Source organism: Ruegeria sp. BF12 (genome assembly GCF_056538705.1).
The window spans coordinates 35,876-57,251 of record NZ_JBQFTP010000015.1; the positions used below are offsets into that span (position 1 = coordinate 35,876).

A 21,376-nucleotide genomic window follows, 5' to 3' on the forward strand; every position below is an offset into this window, starting at 1 on the left:
ATCCTTGCCTTGACAAGCAAGAAATGCTGCAAATGCACCGATCACGCGGCCGTGACCGCCGCAATGTCCTCCGCAGGAAGGTCGGCGAGCATTTCGGTCACTGTCCGGCCCAGCACCGGATGCCGCCAGTCGGGGGCGACATCGGCCATAGGAACCAGCACAAAAGCACGGTCCTGCAATCGCGGGTGTGGCAGGATCAGTTGGTCGGGCGCCTTTTGCTTTTGCTCCTCTGCCGGCAAAGCCAGCCAACGGTCAAACTCGGTGCGGTCCGGTAGTACCAGATCGTCATAACACACCAGATCCAGATCCAGCGTGCGCATACCCCAGCGCTGCACCCTTTCGCGACCGAATTCATGCTCAATCTGGTGAAGCAGATGCAGCAATTCGGGCGGCGTCCTATCCGTTTCGATCAATGCAGCCGCGTTAACGTAGTCCGGCCCGGCACCCACAGGAAAACAAGGCGTCTCGAAGAAGCGGCTGGTGGCGCGAATCACCACCCCTTGACGCAAAATCGCGTCAAGTGCTCTCTGAAGTGTCACCTTGGGCTCCCATTCTCTCATTTTGAGATTTGCGCCCAGCGCGATAACGGCTTTTGACATGATTTTGTGCATTCTACTCCCTATATTCGGCGAATTGCATGCTTGCGATACGTCCGAAATGGCCTAATTATAGGAATACCAGCGCGCCGCTTATTTCCAATACCCACTCACGTAACACCAAGGCGCTCTGTATTATACCGGAAGGACCTATTTATGTTCTATAAAGACGAACGGCTAGCGCTGTTCATCGACGGCTCGAATCTATATGCAGCCGCAAAGGCACTGGGGTTTGACATCGACTACAAATTGCTGCGCCAGGAATTCATGCGCCGCGGCAAAATGCTCAGAGCTTTTTACTACACAGCGCTTTTGGAAAACGACGAGTATTCTCCGATCCGTCCTTTGGTTGACTGGCTGCACTACAACGGCTTCACCATGGTGACGAAACCGGCAAAGGAATACACCGACAGCATGGGGCGTCGGAAAGTCAAAGGAAACATGGACATCGAACTGACCGTCGACGCCATGGAGCTGGCACCGCGCGTGGATCATATCGTGCTGTTCTCGGGCGATGGGGATTTCCGCCCGCTGATTGCCAGCCTGCAGCGTCAGGGCGTGCGTGTTTCGGTCGTCTCGACCATTCGCAGCCAGCCGCCGATGATTTCGGACGAGCTGCGCCGTCAGGCAGACAACTTCATCGAGCTTGAGGACCTGCGCGACGTGATCGGACGTCCTCCGCGCGAGGTACCAATGGAACCCCGCAGCGTCGCTGCAGGTGGGCAGTAATACCCGGCCACTCACTTACCGGGGGGGGGAAGAAATTGGCGCGGTCAGGCTTTATCTGCCTGACCGCGCTTCTTTAACTAAGGTCAGGTGCTGAAACACCCACTGGCTAGCACTGATTCATGTCAGATCAATGACGCCGTCCTGTCTGGACCATGACCGGGAAAAGACTTACCTGTGGCCTATGGAGACTGTGACATGACCAAGCCGCCCCTTACGCTCTACCTCGCCGCGCCACGCGGCTTCTGCGCCGGTGTCGACCGGGCCATAAAGATCGTTGAAATGGCGCTGCAGAAATGGGGTGCGCCCGTCTATGTGCGCCATGAGATCGTGCACAACAAATTTGTTGTCGATGGTCTGCGTGCCAAAGGGGCCGTATTTGTCGAGGAACTGGACGAATGCCCTGATGACCGTCCAGTGATCTTTTCAGCGCATGGCGTGCCGAAATCCGTTCCGGCCGCAGCTGCCCAACGCGAAATGATCTATGTCGACGCAACCTGCCCACTTGTTTCCAAAGTGCATGTCGAAGCGCAGCGTCACGCGGATGCCGGTCTGCAGATGATCATGATCGGTCACAAAGGCCATCCGGAGACCGTTGGCACGATGGGCCAATTGCCCGATGGTGAAGTCCTGCTGGTTGAAACCGTAGAGGACGTCGCCACGGTTCAGGTCCGCGATCCGGACAAGCTGGCCTTTGTCACCCAGACCACCCTGTCGGTGGATGATACAAAGGACATAATCGCGGCACTCGAGGCTAGGTTCCCCGCGATCGTTGGCCCACATAAGGAAGACATCTGTTACGCCACCACCAACCGGCAGGAGGCGGTCAAGGCCGTTGCACCGAAATCGGACGCTCTGCTGGTCGTCGGTGCGCCGAACTCATCGAACTCGCGTCGTTTGGTCGAGGTCGCCTCGCGCGCCGGATGCAACTATGCCCAGCTTGTGCAGCGCGCCGGTGACATCGACTGGCGCGCGCTGGATGGAATTTCCAGCGTTGCGATCACCGCTGGCGCATCGGCCCCCGAAGTTCTGGTCAATGAGGTGATCGACGGCTTTCGCGCGCATTACGACGTGACCGTCGAGATGGTCGAAACCGCCGTCGAAAACGTCGAATTCAAAGTCCCGCGCGTCTTAAGGCAACCCGCATGAGGGGCGTGCCAAGGGCTCCGCTGATCCTCTCACTGGCAGGCCTTATCCCATTCATCTGGGGCGCACTGACCTACTTGAATGGCGACCTGCAGGACTGGGGCAGACAGACGCTCGGATCACGCTTTGTCGGGCCGTATATTCAGCTGTTTTACGGCTCAGTCATTCTTAGCTTCATGTCCGGTGTCCTTTGGGGGTTCGCCACCAAAACCTCGGGCAGCAAAGCGGCGACATGTTATGTGCTGTCAGTTTTGCCGACCTTGTGGGCGTTCTTCATGACAGGGGGCGGCCCCGTCACAGCGGGCATCAACCTTATGTATGGATTTGCCGGATTGCTGATATTGGACGCCATCTTCGCGTACTGGCGGCTGACGCCCACATGGTGGCTCAGGTTGCGCGTTTTGCTTACCGTTATCGTGCTACTATGCCTTGCCGTAGGAGTTTACCTGTGACCGACCGTAAGACAATCGACGCCTACACCACGCGCGTGGCCGAGTATCTGAGCATTCCCCTGCCCCCCGAACAGATCGAGGCCCGAATGGCCTTTGCCGAAGCTGTTGTGCCCGAGGGCTATGTTCTGGATCTGGGATCAGGCCCTGGCGCAGACAGTTCGTTTTTCATGCGCGAAGGGCTGCGGGTCAGGGCCTTGGATGCGACCCCTGCCTTTGTGGACCACGCGCGCGAAAACGGTGTGGACGCACATCTGGGCACCTTCGAAGACGTGACCGAAGTGGCCACGTATGACGGCATCTATGCCAGCTTTTCCTTGCTGCACGCGCCGCGTGAGGATTTCCCGCGCCATCTGGCAGCCATTCATCGTGCGCTAAAACCAGAGGGCATCTTTTTCCTCGGTCTGAAACTGGGAACCGGAGACCACCGCGACGATCTTGATCGCTATTACACCTATTTCTCACAGACTGAGATCGAAGAGGCGCTGGCCATGGCCGGGTTCACCATCGACCGGATCACAACCGGCATGGGCACAGGCCTGGCCGGATCTTATGACGGCTTTATTCTGGTGATCGCCCATGCCTGAGTTGTTTGCCTATACCGACGGCGCGTGCTCGGGTAATCCAGGCCCCGGTGGCTGGGGCGTGCTTTTGCGCGCAATGGACGGCGACACCGTCCTGAAAGAGCGCGAGTTGAACGGCGGCGAGGCCGAGACCACCAACAACCGAATGGAACTGCTGGCGGCGATCAGTGCGCTTGAAACACTGGAACGCGCTTCGAAAATAACCGTCGTCACCGACAGCGCCTACGTAAAGAACGGCGTGACCGGTTGGATTTTTGGTTGGAAGCGGAACGGCTGGAAGACCTCGAACAAAAAACCCGTCAAGAATGTCGATCTGTGGCAGCGACTGGATGAAGCACAGACCCGCCACGACGTGACGTGGGAGTGGGTCAAGGGCCACGCGGGTCACCCCGAAAACGAAAAGGCTGACGAGCTGGCGCGCGCAGGCATGGCCCCTTTCAAACCCAAAAAGGCGCAGGCGTGAGCGGTCTTGCACTGCTCGATTACGCCTCGGTTCTGGTATTTGCCCTGACAGGTGCCCTTGTTGCCAGCCGGGCGCAGCTGGACCTTGTGGGATTCGCCTTTATCGCCTGCCTGACGGCGGTGGGTGGCGGCACCATCCGCGATCTGCTGTTGAACCGGCACCCGGTGTTCTGGGTCGGACAACCCGACTATATCCTGATCGCCTCAGCGGCGGCGGTGCTGGTGTTTTTCACCGCTCATTTGGTCGAAAGCCGGTATAACTTGCTGGTCTGGCTGGACAGCTTCGCGCTTGCCATCGCAGTTGCAGCAGGAACCGGAGCGGCCCTGTCCATGAACCAGTCCGGAGTGATCGTCGTGCTGATGGGTGTCACGACCGGCTGCCTGGGCGGGCTGATGCGCGACGTGGTTTGCAACGAGGTGCCCTTGGTCCTAAAACAGGGCGAGCTTTATGTCTCTTGCGCGTTCAGCGGCGCGCTGGCCGCTGTGGTGGCAGACCGTCTTGGATTCGATGAACTGGCCACGCTGGCAGCTTGCGCCCTGATTTGCTGGGCCTTGCGGGCAGGGTCTCTGGTGTTCGGATGGCAACTGCCGGTCTACAAAAGCCGCCCGCCACGTCATTAGCGTGACAACAGTCGCGCACCGATCTCTTTGACGAACTTCGCGGCCACCATTGCGGTCATGCCATAGGGGTCCCGATGCGGGTTCAACTCGACAATATCCGCGCCGACCAACTGGCCTTCGAACCGATGGATCAGGTTGATGACCTCACGGGTGCTTAATCCGCCGGGCTCGTGATGCGAAACCCCAGGCGCAAAGGCCGGGTCCAGCGCGTCCAGATCCAATGACAGATATACTGGGCCGTCAAAGCTGATCTCAAGATCTGGCCGCCAGTTTCGCATATCGATCACCTCGACTCCGAACTTGTCGACTTGTTCCTGTTGATGCTTGTTCATGGTACGGATGCCCACCTGTACCAATCGGTTGATCTGGCAAGTTTCCATCACGCGCGCGAACGGGCAGCCGTGGCCCAGCGGGCCGATCTGCTGGCTGTCATAGAGGTCCGGATGCGAGTCGATATGCAGGATGTTCAACCCCTTATACCGTTCGGCATGGGCCTTGATCAGCGGAAACGCCACCGAGTGATCGCCCCCCAGCGACAAAAGCCGTGCGCCGGTTTCGATACGGGCGGCTGCCCCGGCCTCAATCCGGTCGATGGGTTCCTGCCCCACCATCTCGAACACGTCGAGATCGCCGGTATCCTTGAAACGATCCGTCGCGCTCAGATCTGTGCCATCCTCGGCGGTCAGATTGGCGGCACCGGAATGCAGCGCCTCGCGGATACGCCCCGGCGCAAAAGCAGGACCCTGCAGGAAAGACGAGTGCAGATCCAGCGGAACGCCCATCAGGGCAACGTCACCGGGGTTCAGATCATGTGGCATGAGATACCTATTGGGCTATAAGTTCCGGCGATCTGGCCGTTAACCCGCCCAAAGGTCAAGAGGTTAGCGGCGTAGGTAAGTCTGCCAGATCCAGATTACCAGCAGGGCGCCCAGCACCGCGCCGACAAAGCCCGACAGCCAACCCGCCACGGTGATTAACGCCCGCAAAAGGAATCCCCCCACCAGCGCACCAACGATGCCGATCAGCATTGTGGTGGGAATATTCGCCTCGATCCGCATAAGGCGCGTGGCCAGAAATCCTGCAGCGGCGCCAATGACGATCAAGGCAATGACGGGCATGTCACTTCCTCCAGTGCGTCGGCACGATGATCAACGCACCGATGGATGAGATTACGGCGTTCAGGCCCGGTGGGCCAAAACTGATGCCGAACATGATACGCACGAAATAGAACAGAAATGCGCCACCAACACAGATAATGATGGATGGCAGGTATCCGTTGTGCGTAAAGCCCGTCGCCTCGGACAGATAGCCGACGATCCCGGCGATCACGACAGTGCCCATAAGGACCATGAACATGGGGCGCTACTCCGAAGACAAGCGGCTGCCAGCCGGAATGGGCCAGCCCCGCAAAAAGGTTTCCTTATCCTGCGCGCCTTTTCCCGCCCGTTGCAAGCGCAACAGGTCTACGGCGCCCGTACCGCAGGCGACGGTCAGGGCGTCATCCAGAACCTGGCCGGGCATACCCTGCCCTTCGGATATCCGAGACGCCAGCAGCTTGATGCGCGCGCCCTCAAACTCGGTCCAGGCACCGGGAAACGGGGACAGTCCTCGAATCCGCCGGTCGACCTCAACCGCGGGCTGGGACCAGTCGATCCGGGCCTCGGCCTTGTCGATCTTGGCGGCATAGGTGACGCCAACCTCGGGCTGCGGTTCGGGCGTCAGGTTGGGTAAATCACGCAGCGCCTCGACGATCAGGTTCGCACCCATGACCGAGAGGCGGTCGTGCAATTGATCGGTGGTCTCCTCGATGCCGATATCTGTCGCCTCGCGCAACAGAACCGGCCCTGTGTCCAGCCCGGCCTCCATCTGCATGATGCAGATACCGGTCTGGGCATCGCCAGACATGATCGCGCGATGAATCGGGGCGGCCCCGCGCCAGCGCGGCAACAGGCTGGCATGGATGTTCAGACACCCTTGCTTTGGCGCGTCCAGAATGGGTTGCGGCAGGATCAGGCCATAAGCCACCACGACGGCCACATCGGCCTTCAGCGCCTCAAATGCATCTTGTTCCTCGGCCGATTTCAGAGAAACCGGGTGGCGAACTGTCAAACCTAACGATTCAGCCCGGGCATGGACAGGCGTCGGGCGGTCCTTTTTGCCGCGCCCCGCCGGACGCGGTGGCTGACAGTAGACGGCTGCAACCTCATGCCCAGCCTCGATCAATGCATCCAGAACCGGGACTGAAAAGTCGGGTGTACCCATGAAAATGACGCGCATCTTTAACCCTGTTTTTTCGCTTTACGCAGCAGCATGTCCCGTTTGACCTTGCTGAGCCGGTCGAAATACATCCGGCCATTCAGATGATCGATCTGGTGCTGGACGCTGGTGGCCTCGATCCCGACAAAGTCGCGACGATCCACAATCCCCTGTTCGTTCAGGTATTTAACGGTCACAGCGCGCGGGCGTTTCACCTTGGCCGATACACCGGGCAGGTTCGGGCTGGCCTCGTCATGTTCGCGCAGTTCGATCGAGCTGTGCAGGATCTCCGGATTCGCGAGACGCACCGCCTTGCCCCGTTCGGTCGACCCATCGACAACAGCCAGCCGCAGCATGACACCGATCTGGGTCGCGGCGAGACCAACACCGGGCATCGCTTCCATCGTGTCGATCATATCGTCCCAGATGGCGCGGATCTCATCCGTGATCTCGGTAACATCCTCGGCCTTGGTCCGCAGGCGCTGGTCGGGCCATGGCAGGCAGGTGCGGACGGTCATGCGCGGGCCTGTTCGCGTTTCAGTTTCTGCATTTTGCGCGTGATCATCTGGCGTTTCAGCGGCTTGAGGTAATCGATGAAAAGCTTGCCGTTCAAATGGTCGATCTCATGCTGAACACAGGTTGCCCAGAGGCCATCAAAGGTTTCCTGCTGCGCATTTCCATCCCGGTCGATCCAAGCGACATCAACCACTTTGGGACGCGTCACTTCTGCGAATTGCTCGGGGATCGACAGGCAGCCTTCCTCGTAGACATTGGTTTCATCCGATGACGCAATGATCTCGGGGTTGAACATGATCAGTGGGCGCGGCGACTCACCCTCTTCCTTTACGCAGTCCAACACGATCAGCCGGTCAAGCACACCGATTTGGGGCGCGGCAAGGCCAATGCCCGGGGCATCGTACATCGTCTCCAGCATGTCGTCGGCCAGCTTGCGCAGCTCGTCGCTGATGTCGGCCACAGGCGCACAGACCTTTTTCAGGCGGGGATCGGGATGGATCAGAATATTGCGTTTCATGGGGTTGATTTAGGGCATCCCGTCCCGCGCCGCAACGCCCCCCTTGCGCCCGCCGGAATAGTGGCTAGCTTTCGATCCGACAGATGGAGCAGACATGACTTTCAACGACCTGATCGACCGCCGCGGAACCAATAGTTCAAAATGGGACAAGATGGAGCAGCTCTACGGCGTTTCGCCAAAAGACGGGCTGGCCATGTGGACGGCAGATTCTGACTATCCAACCGCGCCCTGCGTCATCGATACCGTCCGCAAAGCAGCCGATCACGGTGTGTTCGGCTATTCTTGGCTGCACCCGCATTACCTGGGGTCTGTCCAGTGGTGGATGAAAAACCGCCACAACTGGGACATCGACACAGATTGGGTCCTGACCTCGCAAGGCTTGGGCAATGCAATCGCTCTGTGCCTGGACGTCTGGACGGAACCTGACGACGGCGTGGTGATTTTTACACCCGTTTACCATGAGTTCGCGCACAAGGTGAACAAAACCGGTCGCCGCGTCGTTGAGTGCCCGTTGGTTCGACAAGGTGATACTTACGGCATTGACCTGGACGATGCGCAGGAACGTCTGGACGGGTCGGAAAAGATGCTGCTGTGGTGTTCGCCCCAGAACCCGTCGGGTCGGGTCTGGACACCGGATGAGTTGCGCGCCGTGGCTACCTTTGCAGAGCGCAACGGGCTGATCCTGATCTCGGATGAGATTCATCACGATCTGGTTTATCCCGGAAACACGTTTGTGCCGATGGATGTGGCTGCTCCGGACGCGCGTTCCTGGACCGTGACCCTGACGGCGGCATCCAAGACGTTTAACATCGCGGGGCAGCGGACGGGGAACATGATCATTCCCGATCCCAAGCTGCGCGCGGCGATGCGGCACCGCATTCATACGCTGGATTATGACCCCAGCGCGCTTGGCGTGGCCATGATCACCGCCGCCTATTCGCCCGAGGGCGCTGCATGGGTCGACGAACAGATCGCGCATCTTTCCGGCAACCGCGCCGTCTTTGATGCGGCCATCGCCGAAATCCCCGGCCTGTGGTCCATGCCATTGCAAGCCACTTATCTGGCCTGGGTCGATTTTTCAGGTACTGGGATGAATCACGACGAGTTTGTCCGCCGCCTGCGCGAGGATGCAAAGATCGCTACATCCTCTGGTCCCGGATTTGGCATAGGTGGTGAGACGTTCGAACGGTTCAATCTGGCCACCCAACGCGAACGGGTTGAAGACGCGTGCACGCGGCTGAAGCTGGCGTTTGCCGATCTACAGTAAGCTGTGCGTCGGTTTGCCCTCATAACGCTGCTTATCCTTGTGGCGGGCGCGGCGTGGTTTGGCTGGCACCGTTTCGGTCCACGCCCTCCCGCGCCGCCTATGGCGCCGCAAGCCGCATGGATCGACCACATTTTGATCGAAAAGTCCGCTCGTCGTCTGACTGCAACTCAAAACGGCGCGGTTGTGTTGCAAGCGGATATTGCGCTGGGATTCGCACCCGATGGCGACAAGCAGCAAGAGGGAGACGGCAAGACACCTGTGGGAATTTTCAGGATCGACCGTCGCAACCCGCAGAGCGCATTTCACCTGTCACTCGGGATTGATTATCCGCAGCCGCAGGACATCGAGCGCGCCAATCGTCAGGGCGTTGACCCTGGCGGCGACATCTTTATTCACGGGCAACCAAATGGCGTCACCGGTTTTACGCTGCCCGGTGACTGGACCGCAGGCTGCATTGCCTTGTCGAATGCAGAAATGGAGCGCCTTTGGAGCCTAACCCCTGACGGCGCAGTGGTTGAAATCCGCCCCTAGTCCTTATTCCCCAACAGCGCGATCGGCGCGCCCGGCGCGCGATAAAAGTCGAGCGGCGCCTTGTCAGCGGCAGCGGTGCTACGCTTGAATTCATAGCGCATTTCACCCGCCTCTTCCTCATCCGCGATGATGAGGCACTGATACAGGTGATTGGCCCCATCATAGATGTCGACAAGCCCACGCAGTTGCGGCGTGGTTTCTGCCTCGACCGTAAAGCCATCCTTCCACAATCTCAGTATTTTGTAGGTATTGTCGCTGATTTGAACACGCAGGCGGCTGGTTTTCTTCAGCCCCGCGATTCGCGCCGCATCCAGTTCGGCCGTTATTTCCTTTGAAATATATGTCGTCATAAAACCTTCCCCCGGCAATGACTTATATTGTGAAGCCCTTATCGTAAAAATCCAATGAACGAGAGCGCTCGGATTTAAATTTGTTGCACAGAAATCCCAAGCTAACTGTGCATGTGCGCAGGCAACGTGCGCGCGCGCTCGCGTAGGAACCGCGCCTACGACCCATTATGTTTGGCCAAATCGCTATTCGGAGGACGAAAGATGGGCCTTTTGGTCGACGGCAAATGGCACGACACCTGGTATGACACCAAATCCACGGGCGGCGCCTTCAAACGCAGCGCTGCACAGTTTCGCAATTGGATGACAGCCGACGGCAGTGCCGGGCCTTCGGGTAAAGGCGGGTTCAAAGCCGAGTCCGGCCGTTATCACCTATATGTCAGCCATGCCTGCCCATGGGCACACCGCACCCTGATCTTTCGCAAGTTGAAAGGGCTGAGCGATCACATCTCGGTTTCCGTCGTACATCCCGACATGCTGGATCAGGGTTGGACTCTTGAGCCTGACGACCATGGCGCAACAGGTGACACTCTGTATGGGTTGAGCCATGCCCATCAGATCTATACCAAAGCCGATCCCTCCTATTCCGGTCGAGTCACCGTGCCGATCCTGTGGGATAAAGAGCAGGAGACGATAGTCTCGAACGAAAGCTCTGAAATCATTCGTATGTTCAACTCGGCCTTTGACGGAATCACCGGCAACACCGATGATTACTGGCCCGAGGCGATGCGCGATGAGATCGAAGAGGTGAATGAGCGCATCTATTCCAACGTCAACAATGGCGTCTACAAATCCGGCTTTGCCACCAGCCAGCAAGCCTATGACGATGCGGTGAACCCGCTGTTCGAAACCCTGGATTGGCTCGAAGACCGGCTGGCCTCGAACCGTTACCTGATGGGCAACCGCATTACCGAGGCCGACTGGAGGCTGTTCACAACGCTGATCCGCTTCGATCCGGTCTATCACCTGCATTTCAAATGCAACCGGCGGCGTTTGATCGACTACCCGAACCTGTGGGCATTCACCCGTGAGCTTTACCAGTGGCCGGGCGTCGCATCGACTGTGAACATGCATCACATCGTGCGCCACTATCACTACAGCCACGACAGCATCAATCCGCATCGCATCATCCCGACGAACCCGGTGCTGGATTACATGGCGGCGCACGGACGCGGTCAGCGACCCGCTGCGTAATGTTCGACCATCGCCGCCAGATCCTCTGGCGGCGTACCGCTTTGCACATAAGCGCAGGCATTCGGGCTGTGGGCAAAAATCGACCCGTCCGAAAAGAACGTGGTATTGGTGACAAAGATCACCCGCGCTTTCGGGCGGCGATAGCTGGCGAAATCGGCCACGGCCAGTGCGCTGCCGGTTTCCAGAACAAGATCCAGCACAATGATATCGAAATCCGTGCCATAAAGCGCAAGAATCGCCGCCTCTTGCCCGGCAACAAGCGTCACCTCGGCACCTTGCCTCTCCAGATGCCTTTTCCAGACCCGACCAAGGTCGGGGTTACTCTCAACAATCAGTACTTTCATTTGCAACAACCTCGGCACTTGATAGAATGACTGGTGCCGACCCCCGTGGTTTGTGATCACGCTTATTCCTTAACAAAGTGTTAACAACGCCGATCAACCGGGCTGCTCACGCGGATTTGCTTGTGCAAACGGCAAAAATCCGCTTGAAGCGGGCCTAAACAGGCAATTCCGGCGAGAACCCCGATGGCAAGCCACAAACAAGACTTGAACCCACGCGCCTCCCGTGACCACGGAGGTGGGTTGGACGGCGCAATCGCCCAATATGGCGGTGCGCGTGAGGACTGGATGGATCTGTCCACCGGTATCAATCCTCACCCGTACGCTGTGTCGGGCCTGACCTCGTCGGATTGGGCGGCGTTGCCCGATCACGGTGCTTTCGAACGGCTGTCCATCGCCGCGCGCCGTTTCTGGTCCGTACCGGGCAGCGCCGCAATATTGCCCGCACCCGGCGCATCAGCAGTTATCGCCCGAATCCCCGCTCTTGCAGCGACTGGACGCGTGCAAATCACTGCGCCCACGTACAACGAACATGCGGCCGCCTTTTCAGCGCAGGGTTGGAACGTACAGTCAGACGGACCAGCCGAAGCCCGCGTTATCGTGCACCCCAACAACCCGGATGGGCGCATCTGGAATGCCGCTGACGTGGATGCACCGTTGACCGTAATTGACGAAAGCTTTTGCGATGTCTGTCCTGATGCCTCATTGATCAAAATGGCTGAACGGCCCGGAGTGCTCGTACTCAAGAGTTTCGGCAAATTCTGGGGGCTGGCCGGGCTACGGCTGGGGTTTGCGATCGGTCAACCTGATCTAATCTCGCGGCTGAACGATCTAACCGGGCCATGGTCGGTCTCCGGCCCCGCGCTGCGGATCGGCGAACAGGCGTTGCGAGATACCGAATGGGCCGTTGCCACGCGTCAGAAGCTAAGCCAAGCGACTGATCGGCTTGATCGGATCGTCACAGCCAAAGGCGCTTCGCTGGTCGGTGGAACCACCCTGTTCCGCCTTTACGAGGTCGACAACGCAGCGGCATGGCAAGACAAGCTGGCCCGCAACCATATCTGGAGCCGCGTCTTCCCCTATTCGCAAACCTATCTGCGCCTCGGCCTTCCCTCGTCTGACGGCTGGGATCGGCTGGAGGCCGCGCTGTGAGCACCGCTTTCCTTCTGGTCTGCGCCATGTGTCTGGACGCAGCCTTGGGAGAGCCCGACTGGCTATGGTCACGCATCCGCCATCCGGCGGTAGTGATCGGCAAAGTCATCGGCTGCCTGGACAAGCGACTGAATCAGGGTACGCACCGGCGGCTGAAAGGAGCTGCGGTTGTGGTTCTGCTGGTCGTCGGAGCGTTGGTTTTAGGCCGCGCACTCTCTTTGCTTGGGCCGGTGGTCGAGGGCATTATCTGCGCAATCCTCTTGGCTCAGAAATCGCTGGTATCTCATGTCCGCGACGTGGGCGAAGGGTTGCGGGCCTCATTGCAAGAGGGCCGCGCCAAAGTGGCCATGATCGTTTCACGCGACACGCGGGACATGACCGAAGCGCAGGTCGCCCGATCCGCCATCGAGAGCGCGGCGGAAAACCTCAGCGACGGCGTCATCGCGCCTGCATTCTGGTTCCTGATCGCTGGCCTGCCCGGGCTGCTGATCTACAAGGCGGTCAACACCGCCGACAGCATGATCGGGTACCGCAACGAAAAATACCGCGAGTTCGGTTGGGCCGCAGCCCGTCTGGACGACGTGCTGAACCTGATCCCTGCCCGATTGACCTGTGTGATGATTGTCGCCCTGTCTGGCCAGTGGGAGCGCTGGTCCGAGATGGTCGCAGATGCGCGCCGCCATATCTCACCCAATGCCGGGTGGCCCGAGGCTGCAATGGCGCGCGCGTTGAACGTCGCCCTCGCTGGGCCGCGCAGTTATGACGGGCAGATCCGCGATCTGGCCTGGGTCAACGGCAAAGCCCCGCGCGAAATCGGCGCGTCAGAAGTTTTCCGCGCATGCGATATGCTGTGGAAGGTTTGGGGGCTTGCGTTGGGCCTCGTGTCGGTGTGGGTTGGGGCAAGTTTCATTTTCTGACGGACCCGATCATGCGCATTCTCTCCGGCATCGTTGCCGCCGCCCTTTTTGCCTCTCCCGCTCTGGCCCAATGCGGCGGCGGGTTCAATTCCTTCGTGAAGGGCCTCAAGGCCGAAGCGATTGAACAAGGATTTGACAAATCCACGGTAGATAGCTTTTTCAAGGGCGTTCAGCAGGACGGTGCAGTGCTCAAGGCTGACAGGGCGCAAGGGGTGTTCCAGAAACCTTTTGTCGACTTTTCGCGTCGCCTGATCTCGCAAAACCGCATTGATCGCGGGCAGGCCATGTCTCGAAAATACGACGCCGTGTTTGACCGGATCGAGCAGGAATACGGCGTGTCGCGCGGTGTCCTGCTGGCCTTCTGGGCGTTTGAGACGGACTACGGCGCGGTGCAAGGCGATTTCAACACCCGCAACGCGCTGGTAACACTGGCCCATGACTGCCGCCGTCCCGAGCTGTTCCGGCCACAGGTTTTTGCAGCAATCGAGCTGTACGATCAGGGCAATTTCGATCCCGCCCGCACAACCGGTGCCTGGGCAGGAGAGATCGGGATGGTGCAAATGCTGCCCCGTGACATTCTTGAAAATGGCGTAGACGGGGATGGCGACGGTACGGTGTCGCTGAAAACCTCGGCGCCGGACGCTCTGATGTCCGGGGCCAAGATGTTGTCGCATCTGGGCTGGAGACCGGGTGAGCCATGGTTGCAAGAAGTGACAGTCCCCGCGCAGATGGACTGGTCGCTGTCGGGCCCCGGCAAACCGCGCCCGGTGTCAGAATGGAAAGCAATGGGCGTTCAGGCGCGCGGCGGATCATTGAGTGACTTGCCCGCCTCTCTGATCTTGCCCCAAGGCCATCAAGGCCCTGCATTTCTGGCCTATCCAAACTTCGACGTCTATTTCGAATGGAACCAGAGCTTTGTCTACGTCCTGACCGCCGCCTATTTTGGAACAAGACTTGAAGGCGCACAGATCTATGACGCAGGCAACACAGCGCAGGCGCTTTCGGGGGCTCAGATGAAGCAACTGCAAAGCAAGCTACAGGCGCGTGGCCACGATGTGGGCAAAATCGACGGGATTCTGGGGGCTGGAACGCGCGCTGCGGTTCAATCTGAACAAGCGCGCTTGGGACTGCCCGCAGATGCATGGCCGACTGTGGACCTGCTGAACCAATTATAGGGCCTACTCAAACGCTTCGATCGGCACCCTATGGTGCCGGTTGCGGCAATTGCAGCCGTGCCGATTGCAGAAAGCGTGAGATCTCCAGTCCGAGGCTGGCCTCAATTGAAATCTGAAGGTTCGTATTCTTCTTGAACTCGGCCTCAAGCTTTGAAAACTGCCAAACGAGGATGCGCGTCTCGCGGGTGGTCACAACCGTCACCGGGGCCGTGAACGTGGTGTGGTCGCTCAGAAATGCTGTTCCGCCCAGAAACCGGTCACTTCCCAGCTGGTCCACGTTTGATCCGTTCATCTCAACTCTGGCAGCGCCCTCAACGATGAGCGAAAGCTGAGTAACCTTGGCGCCTTGTGTAAGCAGGCTGGTCCCCGATGGAACGGTCTCATACGTGCCCATCCGAAGGAGCTTGAACGCCTCTTGTTCCGTAAAGTTGCGAAGCGCGGTTTCATAAAGATGCCGCTCTTCATGCGTGAAAGGCACAGGGCGGCGTTCCAGCATTATTCGAATAATCCAGTAGATATTGATTGCGGTGAAAAACAGATTCCACCCAATGGGCGCCCAAAGCGGCGCGCTTTGCAGGTAATAGTAAGGCAGCAGCAAACAGGCGCCGATGACGGACAGGACACGCAGCCAGAAAATGTCTTTTGCTGAATAGGACAAAAGATAGAAAATGTTCGCCGTATTGACCAACACGTCCAAGCCTAACATACCGTCACCTCGTTTCTGCGCGGATGTTGAACACCGTAAATGACTGCAGGCAAAGAGCAACGTGGGAGGTGAAAACCCGACAGCTGCCCGGAAACGGACGCCGAACCCCTAATGCTCTGATGTTGAACCGTGGGTCTGTTACTCGGGTCGCACCGGATACCGATCGCCCTTTTCGTCGATCAGGATCAACCGTTCACCGCTGCGGACATAGAGATCGCAGCGGCTGAAACCGTTACGATACTGGATACACACGCTGCCGTCGTCGGCGATAGAGAACGTGCCGTAGGCTGTGCCACCGCCGTTGATTGCCGAATAGGTATAGGAATAGGCACCACCCGCCGAGAACCGGGACTGTCCGTCATCATAGAAGGTCAACGTCTGCCCTTCCAAAGCGGCCAGTTCCTGTTGGTTCAAGGGCACATCACCGGGCTTGGTAGCCCACTCAGCCGCCCAAAGCGGTGTCGCGACAAAGGTCGACAAAATCAGGAACAATCGGGTCATGCGCCCACCATAGCCTGCCTCAGTGCCAAACCGTCATAACGTTGCGGTGAGCGGTCAGGCGACCATCTGTTCGGCCTTCTTCAGGTCGACCGAAACCAACTGACTGACGCCCTGTTCCTGCATGGTGACACCAAACAGACGGTCCATTCGCGCCATCGTCACCGCGTGGTGGGTGATGATCAGGAACCGCGTGTCTGTCTGGCGGCACATTTCGTCCAGCAGGTCGCAGAAACGGGTGACGTTGGCGTCATCCAGCGGCGCGTCGACCTCGTCCAGCACGCAGATCGGCGCGGGGTTGGCGAGGAATACGCCGAAGATCAACGCCGTCGCGGTCAGGGTCTGTTCCCCGCCTGAAAGCAGGCTGAGTGTCGAGAGCTTCTTGCCCGGCGGTTGGCACATGATCTCAAGCCCGGCATCCAGCGGATCGTCGCTTTCCACCATGACCAGATTGGCCTCACCACCGCCGAACAAGTGCTTGAACAGCATGGCGAAGTTCGAGTTCACTTGCTCGAACGCAGTCAACAGGCGTTCGCGCCCTTCACGGTTGAGGCTGGCTATACCGCTGCGCAAGGCCTTGATCGCCTCTTCCAGATCGGCTTTCTCGCTGTTCAGCGTGTCAAATTCTTCCTGAACTTCCTTGGCGTCTTCCTCGGCCCGCAGGTTCACCGCCCCCATCGCATCGCGCTGACGCTTGTGCCGGTTTACTTCTGCCTCCAGTGCGTCTGCCGCCGGCATCTGATCCGGGTTCACGTCCAACTGGTTGAGCAACTGGTTCGGGGTCAGCTGCTGATCCTCAGCGATACGTTCCGCCGCCGCAACAACGCTTTCCTTGGCGGCGTCGCAACGTGCCTCGGCGGCCGCGCGGGTTTCACGGGCTTCCGACGCCATACGTTCGGCTTCACGTTCGGCCAGCACGACCTCACGCTGCTGAGTTTCGGCCTCCGATAGCTTGTCAGCAGCCTCGGCCCGGCGGGCTTCGGCCACTTCGATCAACTCATTCAGTTCTTCGCGTGCCTCGGCGATTTCACCGGGCGCCGCCATCGCCTCGGACAGCTCCTTCTCCGAGCTTTCCTTGCGTTCGGCCAGTTCGGAGATACGTTTCTCAGCTGTCTCCAACCGATGTCGCCAACCGCTCAGGTCCTTTGTCACCTCTTGCGTGCGCCGGGTGCGCGCCTCGCCCTCGCGGCGCAGCTCATCATGGGTCGAACGATGGGTCAGCATCGTGATCCGCGCCGCCTCGACCGTCTGTTTGATGTCCTCGACCTGCGCGCGGGCGCTGTCGAGATCGCCTAACTCGGTCAAAGCACCCTCAGCCTCGCGCAGTTGGGCGCGGGCCGACATGGCGTCTTCCTTGTGGCGATCAACCGCCAGGGTCAATGTCTCAAGCTTACCTTGCGCCAAGTTGCGATCAGCTTCGGCGCGGCTGAGTTGACGTGCAGTTTCAGCCATACGCTGATCGGCTGCGCGACGTGCTTCGCGCGCGCGGCGGTCTGCTTCGGTCACGTCAGCCAGTTGCTGCGAAAGGGCTTCATGGGCCGCGCGGGCGCCTTCGGCCTGCGCCTCCGTTCGGGTCAGCTCTTGCTTCAGCGCCTCCAGCTTGTTGAGCTGCTCCAGCCGCAGGGCCGCAGCGCTTGGCGCATCCTCAGCCCAGGCACGGAAACCGTCCCAACGCCACAGATCGCCCGAACGAGACACCAACCGCTGCCCCGGCTTTAGCGAGGCTTGCAATCGCGCGCCCTGATCCGCGTCGATCAAACCGATCTGAGCAATCCGACGGCTTAGCCGGTCCGGGCCAGAAACATGCAGCGCCAGCGGCTCAACCCCGTCTGGCAGCGGCTGATCGGCGTCATAACCTGCAACCTGCACCCAGCCGGACGGGCCGTCACCCTCGACCAGAGGCGCTCGCAGATCATCGGCCAAAGCCGCGCCCAGCGCCTTTTCATAGCCCGGCTCAACACGCAGCAGGTCCAGCACCTGACCACCTTCGGCCGTATCCCGTTCAACCAGTTTGGCCAAAGCGGATGTCTCGGCACGGATGGCCCCCAACTCCCCTTCGGCCTCGGATCGCTGAGCCCGCGCCTCGGCTTCGCGAGCTTGCGTGTCGTTGCGCAGTTCGTCGGCTGCGGCCAGAGCTTCCTCTGCCGCCTCAGCTGCCTCGCGGGCTTCTTCCTCACCCTCTTGCGCCGTTTCAAACGCTTCGCTGGCGCGAGTCAGCGCATCGCGCGCCTCGTTCACAGCGGCACGGGCTTTGTCTTCCTCGCCCTCGGACCTTGCCAGCGTTTTGCGGCTGTCCTCGACCAAGCGTTGCGCCGATTGGTGGCGCGCCACCAAACGGGCCATATCCTCGGTTTCCTGCGACAGATGATCTTCGCGGTCCTGCAGTACGGATGCGGCCTCGCGGGCGATTTCCGCGGCCTCAGCGACTTTGTCGTCATACCCTTCGGCGGCTTTGGCCAGCTCGCGGGCTTCCCATTCCAGACGCTCAATCATCTCGCCCGCGTCCCGGTTCAGGCCGGCTTCACGATCGATGTCGTTGCCCAGTTGCTGGATGCGGTTGGTGAGCGTCTCGATGGTCTGGCGCGCGCGGGTATCCTGATCAGCAAGTTGATCGCGTTGCACCTGCTGCCGTTGAAGGACAGCAGCTGCAATGGCCTCTTCTTCGCGCAGGGGTGGCAGAGTTTCTTCGATCTCAGCCCGTTTCGCGCTGGCAGCGCGGGCTTCGGCCTCGGCCCGGGAGGCTTCGGTGATCCGCTCACGCAGGATGTCTTCGGCCTGCTGGCGGGCCATGTCAGCCTCTTTCCAGCGGCGATACAACAGCATGCCCTCGGCCTGCCTTAGCTGCTCGCCAATCTCACGGTACCGCGCCGCTTGACGGGCTTGACGGGCAAGTTGCGCCAGTTGCGTACCCAGCTGCTCTAACACGTCATCAACGCGGGTCAGGTTGGCCTCGGTACCCTTTAGCTTTAACTCGGCCTCATGGCGGCGCTGATAGAGGCCCGAGATCCCGGCGGCCTCTTCCAGTATACGACGACGGGCGCGGGGTTTGGCGTTGATCAGCTCGGCAATGCGGTTCTGCCCCACCAGCGCCGGCGAATGCGCCCCGGTCGAGGCATCCGCGAACAGCATCTGCACGTCACGCGCCCGAACGTCCTTGCCGTTTGTTTTATACGCGCTGCCCACGTCGCGTGTGATACGGCGCACAATTTCCAACTGATCGCTGTCATTGAAACCCGAAGGTGCCAAACGTTCTGAGTTATCCATGGTCAGGACAACTTCGGCGAAGTTGCGCGCCGGACGTGTCGCGGCACCCGCAAAGATCACATCCTCCATGGCGCCGCCGCGCATGGATTTCGGGCGGTTTTCGCCCATCACCCAACGCAGAGCTTCCAGAAGGTTGGACTTGCCGCAGCCATTCGGACCCACCACACCGGTCAACCCATCCGCAATGATCAGATCGGTTGGATCAACAAAGCTTTTGAAGCCGGTCAGTTTAAGTTTGCTAAAACGCAAAGGCTGCTATCCGTGATTCCTATGTCTGGAAGTCTGCGCAACCCGTAGGGGGTGAGTCAACGCAGTTACGCAGGATATGGGAATTCGCGCCAAGTTATCCACAACATCTTGCCGAAATGCGCAAGAAAGCGCGTATTTCAGTACGGCGTACACTCAAAAACCTGATAGCTGGTGTCGCCACCGACATTCTCGAACAAACCAAAATCGATACACTCATAGTTTGGTGTCGAGACGGATGTAAGCAACAGCCGTTCACCCGAAGCGCGGTCACAACCCAAAACGCCAACCGTCACCGCAGCATCGCCCAGAACATCCAAGATGGGACAACCCGACACTTGCGCCATCGCCAGCGCAGCCCGATCCCGGATGGGCCCGAGACGCGGGGCGTATTGCATGTTGATGCGAACGGCCTCAGCCAGTTCCCCTTTTATGCGAACATCAAAGATGCTGCCATTCACCGCCACGCGGGTCCCGGGCAGATCACGGAAATGGGGAGTGCCGGCCGAACAAGCGGCCAGTACCAGGAGGAACAGATAACGGATCATGCCTCAACCTTTGCGTCGGTAAGGTTAACAAAACCTTTCCAATGTTCAGGCGCGCAATACTTCCCCCAACCTCCGTACACCCTCACGGATCGCGTTCTCATCCGAGTTCGAAAAGCTCAGCCGGATGGTGTTGGCCCCTGTACCGTCCGGGAAAAAGGCCTTGCCCGGAACGAAGGCGACTTTGGCGGTTTCCAGCGCGCGGGCCAGCAGATCGGCCCCGTCCATGCCAACCGGCAGCGTCACCCAAATGAACATGCCCCCCTCGGGCTTGGTCCACTGCACGCCCTCGGGCATATGGTCCTGCAGCGCCTGCAACATGGCGTCCCGACGCGCTCCATAGACGCGGCGCAACATCGGGATATGCGTATCAAAACAGGCCCGGGCGACCTGATCTATGGCCATCTGGTTGATCGTCGCTGAGTGCAAATCGGCTGCCTGTTTCATCAGCACAAGCTGAGAAATCACTGGCTTTGACGCCACAACCCATCCAACCCGCAAACCAGGCGACAGGGTTTTCGAGAAGCTGCCGCAATAAACCGTGCGGCAATCTTCGATCGATCCTTTCCGCGCCAGTTCCAATGCCAGAATCGGGGGAATGGCGTCTCCGTCGTAACGCAAAGCCTGATATGCCCCGTCCTCAATCACCGCACAGTTCAGATCGTCGGCCAGATCCAGAAGTGCCTCCCTGCCACGAATATCCACGGTCTCGCCGGTTGGGTTCGCGAAATCCGGTGAAAGATAGGCAAACTTTACCGCACCCGTGCCAGCCGCCGCCTTGTATTCTGCTGCCCCTCGGTTGCCATTGATGCTGAGGCGGTCAAAGCGTGGCTCGTAAGCATTGAATGCGGACAAAGCGCCTAGATATGTCGGCCAGCCAACCAGTGCGGTATCGCCCGGAGAAAGATAGAGCTTGCCCAGATAGTCCAGAGCCTGCTGTGAGCCCGACGTGATCAGGATGTTATCGAGCCCACAGTCGACACCGATCTCACGCATATGATCCACAAGCCACTCCCGCAGTGGCACATAACCTTCACTGACGGAATACTGCAGGGCCTGCGCTTGCTGTTCTGGCCCCAAGGCGGCCTGAAACGCCTCGGCAAACCCATCGGCAGGAAACAATGCGGGATCAGGGATACCACCTGCAAATGAGATTATGCCAGGCTGATCCAGCAATTTCAGCAATTCACGTATCTCGGACGCCTTCATCCGGGACGCGCGCGTGGCAAACAATTCGTGCGTAGACATGAGGCTCCTCCCGTCTCAATCGCGGTCAGCCTAAACCGCCCGACAATAAAGTCAATAATCCTGACCTAAATT

General features: G+C 59.3%; 26 protein-coding genes. 12 read left to right on the forward strand and 14 right to left on the reverse strand.

Annotation, left to right across the window (positions count from 1 at the left end; genetic code table 11):
- Positions 1-41 precede the first annotated feature (41 nt).
- Positions 42-611 (reverse strand): 2-amino-4-hydroxy-6-hydroxymethyldihydropteridine diphosphokinase, encoded by a 570-nt coding sequence (gene folK, locus ACR0J0_RS19510; protein ID WP_480665688.1) that lies wholly within the window; start codon positions 609-611, stop codon positions 42-44.
- Positions 612-752: 141 nt separating this feature from the next.
- Between folK and ACR0J0_RS19515 the strand changes: the two genes are divergently transcribed.
- From ACR0J0_RS19515 to ACR0J0_RS19540, 6 genes are all read left to right on the forward strand, one after another.
- The gene (locus ACR0J0_RS19515) at positions 753-1,325 is read left to right on the forward strand and encodes a LabA-like NYN domain-containing protein (protein ID WP_239344490.1); all 573 of its coding nucleotides are present in this window, start codon (positions 753-755) and stop codon (positions 1,323-1,325) included.
- A gap of 195 nt (positions 1,326-1,520) precedes the next feature.
- Positions 1,521-2,471, forward strand: coding sequence for a 4-hydroxy-3-methylbut-2-enyl diphosphate reductase (ispH, locus tag ACR0J0_RS19520; protein WP_480665689.1), 951 nt, complete (start codon positions 1,521-1,523; stop codon positions 2,469-2,471).
- Positions 2,468-2,920, forward strand: coding sequence for a DUF3429 domain-containing protein (locus tag ACR0J0_RS19525; RefSeq protein WP_480665690.1), 453 nt, complete (start codon positions 2,468-2,470; stop codon positions 2,918-2,920). The genes ispH and ACR0J0_RS19525 overlap by 4 nt, the downstream gene beginning before the upstream one ends.
- Positions 2,917-3,504 (forward strand): class I SAM-dependent methyltransferase, encoded by a 588-nt coding sequence (locus tag ACR0J0_RS19530; protein WP_480665691.1) that lies wholly within the window; start codon positions 2,917-2,919, stop codon positions 3,502-3,504. Before ACR0J0_RS19525 ends, ACR0J0_RS19530 begins: the two co-directional genes overlap by 4 nt.
- A complete protein-coding gene (gene rnhA / locus ACR0J0_RS19535) occupies positions 3,497-3,964 on the forward strand; it encodes a ribonuclease HI (protein ID WP_480665692.1) in 468 nt (155 codons plus the stop codon). Before ACR0J0_RS19530 ends, rnhA begins: the two co-directional genes overlap by 8 nt.
- Complete coding sequence (locus ACR0J0_RS19540; protein WP_480665693.1) at positions 3,961-4,584, forward strand: trimeric intracellular cation channel family protein; 624 nt, start codon at positions 3,961-3,963, stop codon at positions 4,582-4,584. Before rnhA ends, ACR0J0_RS19540 begins: the two co-directional genes overlap by 4 nt.
- Here the strand turns inward: ACR0J0_RS19540 and speB are convergent.
- From speB to def (ACR0J0_RS19570), 6 genes are all read right to left on the reverse strand, one after another.
- A complete protein-coding gene (speB, locus tag ACR0J0_RS19545; RefSeq protein ID WP_480665694.1) occupies positions 4,581-5,402 on the reverse strand; it encodes an agmatinase in 822 nt (273 codons plus the stop codon). The genes ACR0J0_RS19540 and speB overlap by 4 nt on opposite strands.
- Positions 5,403-5,465: 63 nt before the next feature.
- Complete coding sequence (locus ACR0J0_RS19550) at positions 5,466-5,702, reverse strand: GlsB/YeaQ/YmgE family stress response membrane protein (RefSeq protein WP_058273291.1); 237 nt, start codon at positions 5,700-5,702, stop codon at positions 5,466-5,468.
- A gap of 1 nt (position 5,703) precedes the next feature.
- Positions 5,704-5,940, reverse strand: a complete 237-nt coding sequence (locus tag ACR0J0_RS19555; RefSeq protein WP_239344498.1) for a hypothetical protein — start codon at positions 5,938-5,940, stop codon at positions 5,704-5,706.
- Positions 5,941-5,946: 6 nt separating this feature from the next.
- On the reverse strand, positions 5,947-6,861 hold the full coding sequence (gene fmt / locus ACR0J0_RS19560) for a methionyl-tRNA formyltransferase (protein WP_480665695.1): 915 nt from the start codon (positions 6,859-6,861) through the stop codon (positions 5,947-5,949).
- Positions 6,862-6,863: 2 nt separating this feature from the next.
- Positions 6,864-7,358, reverse strand: coding sequence for a peptide deformylase (gene def, locus ACR0J0_RS19565; protein WP_480665696.1), 495 nt, complete (start codon positions 7,356-7,358; stop codon positions 6,864-6,866).
- Positions 7,355-7,873: a peptide deformylase gene (gene def / locus ACR0J0_RS19570; protein WP_480665697.1), complete on the reverse strand. Its 519-nt coding sequence runs from the start codon at positions 7,871-7,873 to the stop codon at positions 7,355-7,357. Before def (ACR0J0_RS19570) ends, def (ACR0J0_RS19565) begins: the two co-directional genes overlap by 4 nt.
- A 94-nt stretch (positions 7,874-7,967) precedes the next feature.
- Between def (ACR0J0_RS19570) and ACR0J0_RS19575 the strand changes: the two genes are divergently transcribed.
- Complete coding sequence (locus tag ACR0J0_RS19575) at positions 7,968-9,140, forward strand: MalY/PatB family protein (protein ID WP_480665698.1); 1,173 nt, start codon at positions 7,968-7,970, stop codon at positions 9,138-9,140.
- Between the two features lie 99 nt (positions 9,141-9,239).
- A complete protein-coding gene (locus ACR0J0_RS19580; RefSeq protein WP_480665699.1) occupies positions 9,240-9,671 on the forward strand; it encodes a L,D-transpeptidase family protein in 432 nt (143 codons plus the stop codon).
- Here the strand turns inward: ACR0J0_RS19580 and ACR0J0_RS19585 are convergent.
- Entirely contained in the window at positions 9,668-10,021 is a 354-nt protein-coding gene (locus ACR0J0_RS19585; RefSeq protein ID WP_480665700.1) for a hypothetical protein, read from the reverse strand. The genes ACR0J0_RS19580 and ACR0J0_RS19585 overlap by 4 nt on opposite strands.
- A gap of 201 nt (positions 10,022-10,222) precedes the next feature.
- Here ACR0J0_RS19585 and ACR0J0_RS19590 point away from each other — a divergent pair, with 201 nt between their 5' ends.
- Positions 10,223-11,212: a glutathione S-transferase family protein gene (locus tag ACR0J0_RS19590; protein ID WP_480665701.1), complete on the forward strand. Its 990-nt coding sequence runs from the start codon at positions 10,223-10,225 to the stop codon at positions 11,210-11,212.
- Here ACR0J0_RS19590 and ACR0J0_RS19595 read toward each other — a convergent pair.
- Positions 11,194-11,556 (reverse strand): response regulator transcription factor, encoded by a 363-nt coding sequence (locus ACR0J0_RS19595; protein ID WP_480665702.1) that lies wholly within the window; start codon positions 11,554-11,556, stop codon positions 11,194-11,196. The genes ACR0J0_RS19590 and ACR0J0_RS19595 overlap by 19 nt on opposite strands.
- 183 nt (positions 11,557-11,739) lie before the next feature.
- On the opposite strand from ACR0J0_RS19595, the gene cobD reads away from it, so the two are divergent.
- Genes cobD through ACR0J0_RS19610 form a run of 3 tightly spaced genes read left to right on the forward strand, consistent with a single transcriptional unit; the run spans position 11,740 to position 14,797 of the window.
- Complete coding sequence (cobD, locus tag ACR0J0_RS19600; RefSeq protein WP_480665703.1) at positions 11,740-12,705, forward strand: threonine-phosphate decarboxylase CobD; 966 nt, start codon at positions 11,740-11,742, stop codon at positions 12,703-12,705.
- Positions 12,702-13,622, forward strand: coding sequence for an adenosylcobinamide-phosphate synthase CbiB (gene cbiB / locus ACR0J0_RS19605; RefSeq protein ID WP_480665704.1), 921 nt, complete (start codon positions 12,702-12,704; stop codon positions 13,620-13,622). The genes cobD and cbiB overlap by 4 nt, the downstream gene beginning before the upstream one ends.
- Before the next feature lie 11 nt (positions 13,623-13,633).
- On the forward strand, positions 13,634-14,797 hold the full coding sequence (locus tag ACR0J0_RS19610; RefSeq protein ID WP_480665705.1) for a lytic murein transglycosylase: 1,164 nt from the start codon (positions 13,634-13,636) through the stop codon (positions 14,795-14,797).
- A gap of 28 nt (positions 14,798-14,825) precedes the next feature.
- Here ACR0J0_RS19610 and ACR0J0_RS19615 read toward each other — a convergent pair whose 3' ends face one another.
- The 5 genes from ACR0J0_RS19615 to ACR0J0_RS19635 form a co-directional block, all read right to left on the reverse strand.
- On the reverse strand, positions 14,826-15,503 hold the full coding sequence (locus tag ACR0J0_RS19615; protein WP_480665706.1) for a cyclic nucleotide-binding domain-containing protein: 678 nt from the start codon (positions 15,501-15,503) through the stop codon (positions 14,826-14,828).
- A gap of 138 nt (positions 15,504-15,641) precedes the next feature.
- Entirely contained in the window at positions 15,642-16,004 is a 363-nt protein-coding gene (locus ACR0J0_RS19620) for a hypothetical protein (protein ID WP_480665707.1), read from the reverse strand.
- Between the two features lie 54 nt (positions 16,005-16,058).
- On the reverse strand, positions 16,059-19,514 hold the full coding sequence (locus tag ACR0J0_RS19625; protein WP_480665708.1) for an AAA family ATPase: 3,456 nt from the start codon (positions 19,512-19,514) through the stop codon (positions 16,059-16,061).
- 137 nt (positions 19,515-19,651) lie between these two features.
- Positions 19,652-20,059, reverse strand: coding sequence for a hypothetical protein (locus ACR0J0_RS19630; protein WP_480665709.1), 408 nt, complete (start codon positions 20,057-20,059; stop codon positions 19,652-19,654).
- Positions 20,060-20,104: 45 nt separating this feature from the next.
- Positions 20,105-21,304 (reverse strand): aminotransferase-like domain-containing protein, encoded by a 1,200-nt coding sequence (locus ACR0J0_RS19635; RefSeq protein ID WP_480665710.1) that lies wholly within the window; start codon positions 21,302-21,304, stop codon positions 20,105-20,107.
- Positions 21,305-21,376 lie beyond the last annotated feature (72 nt).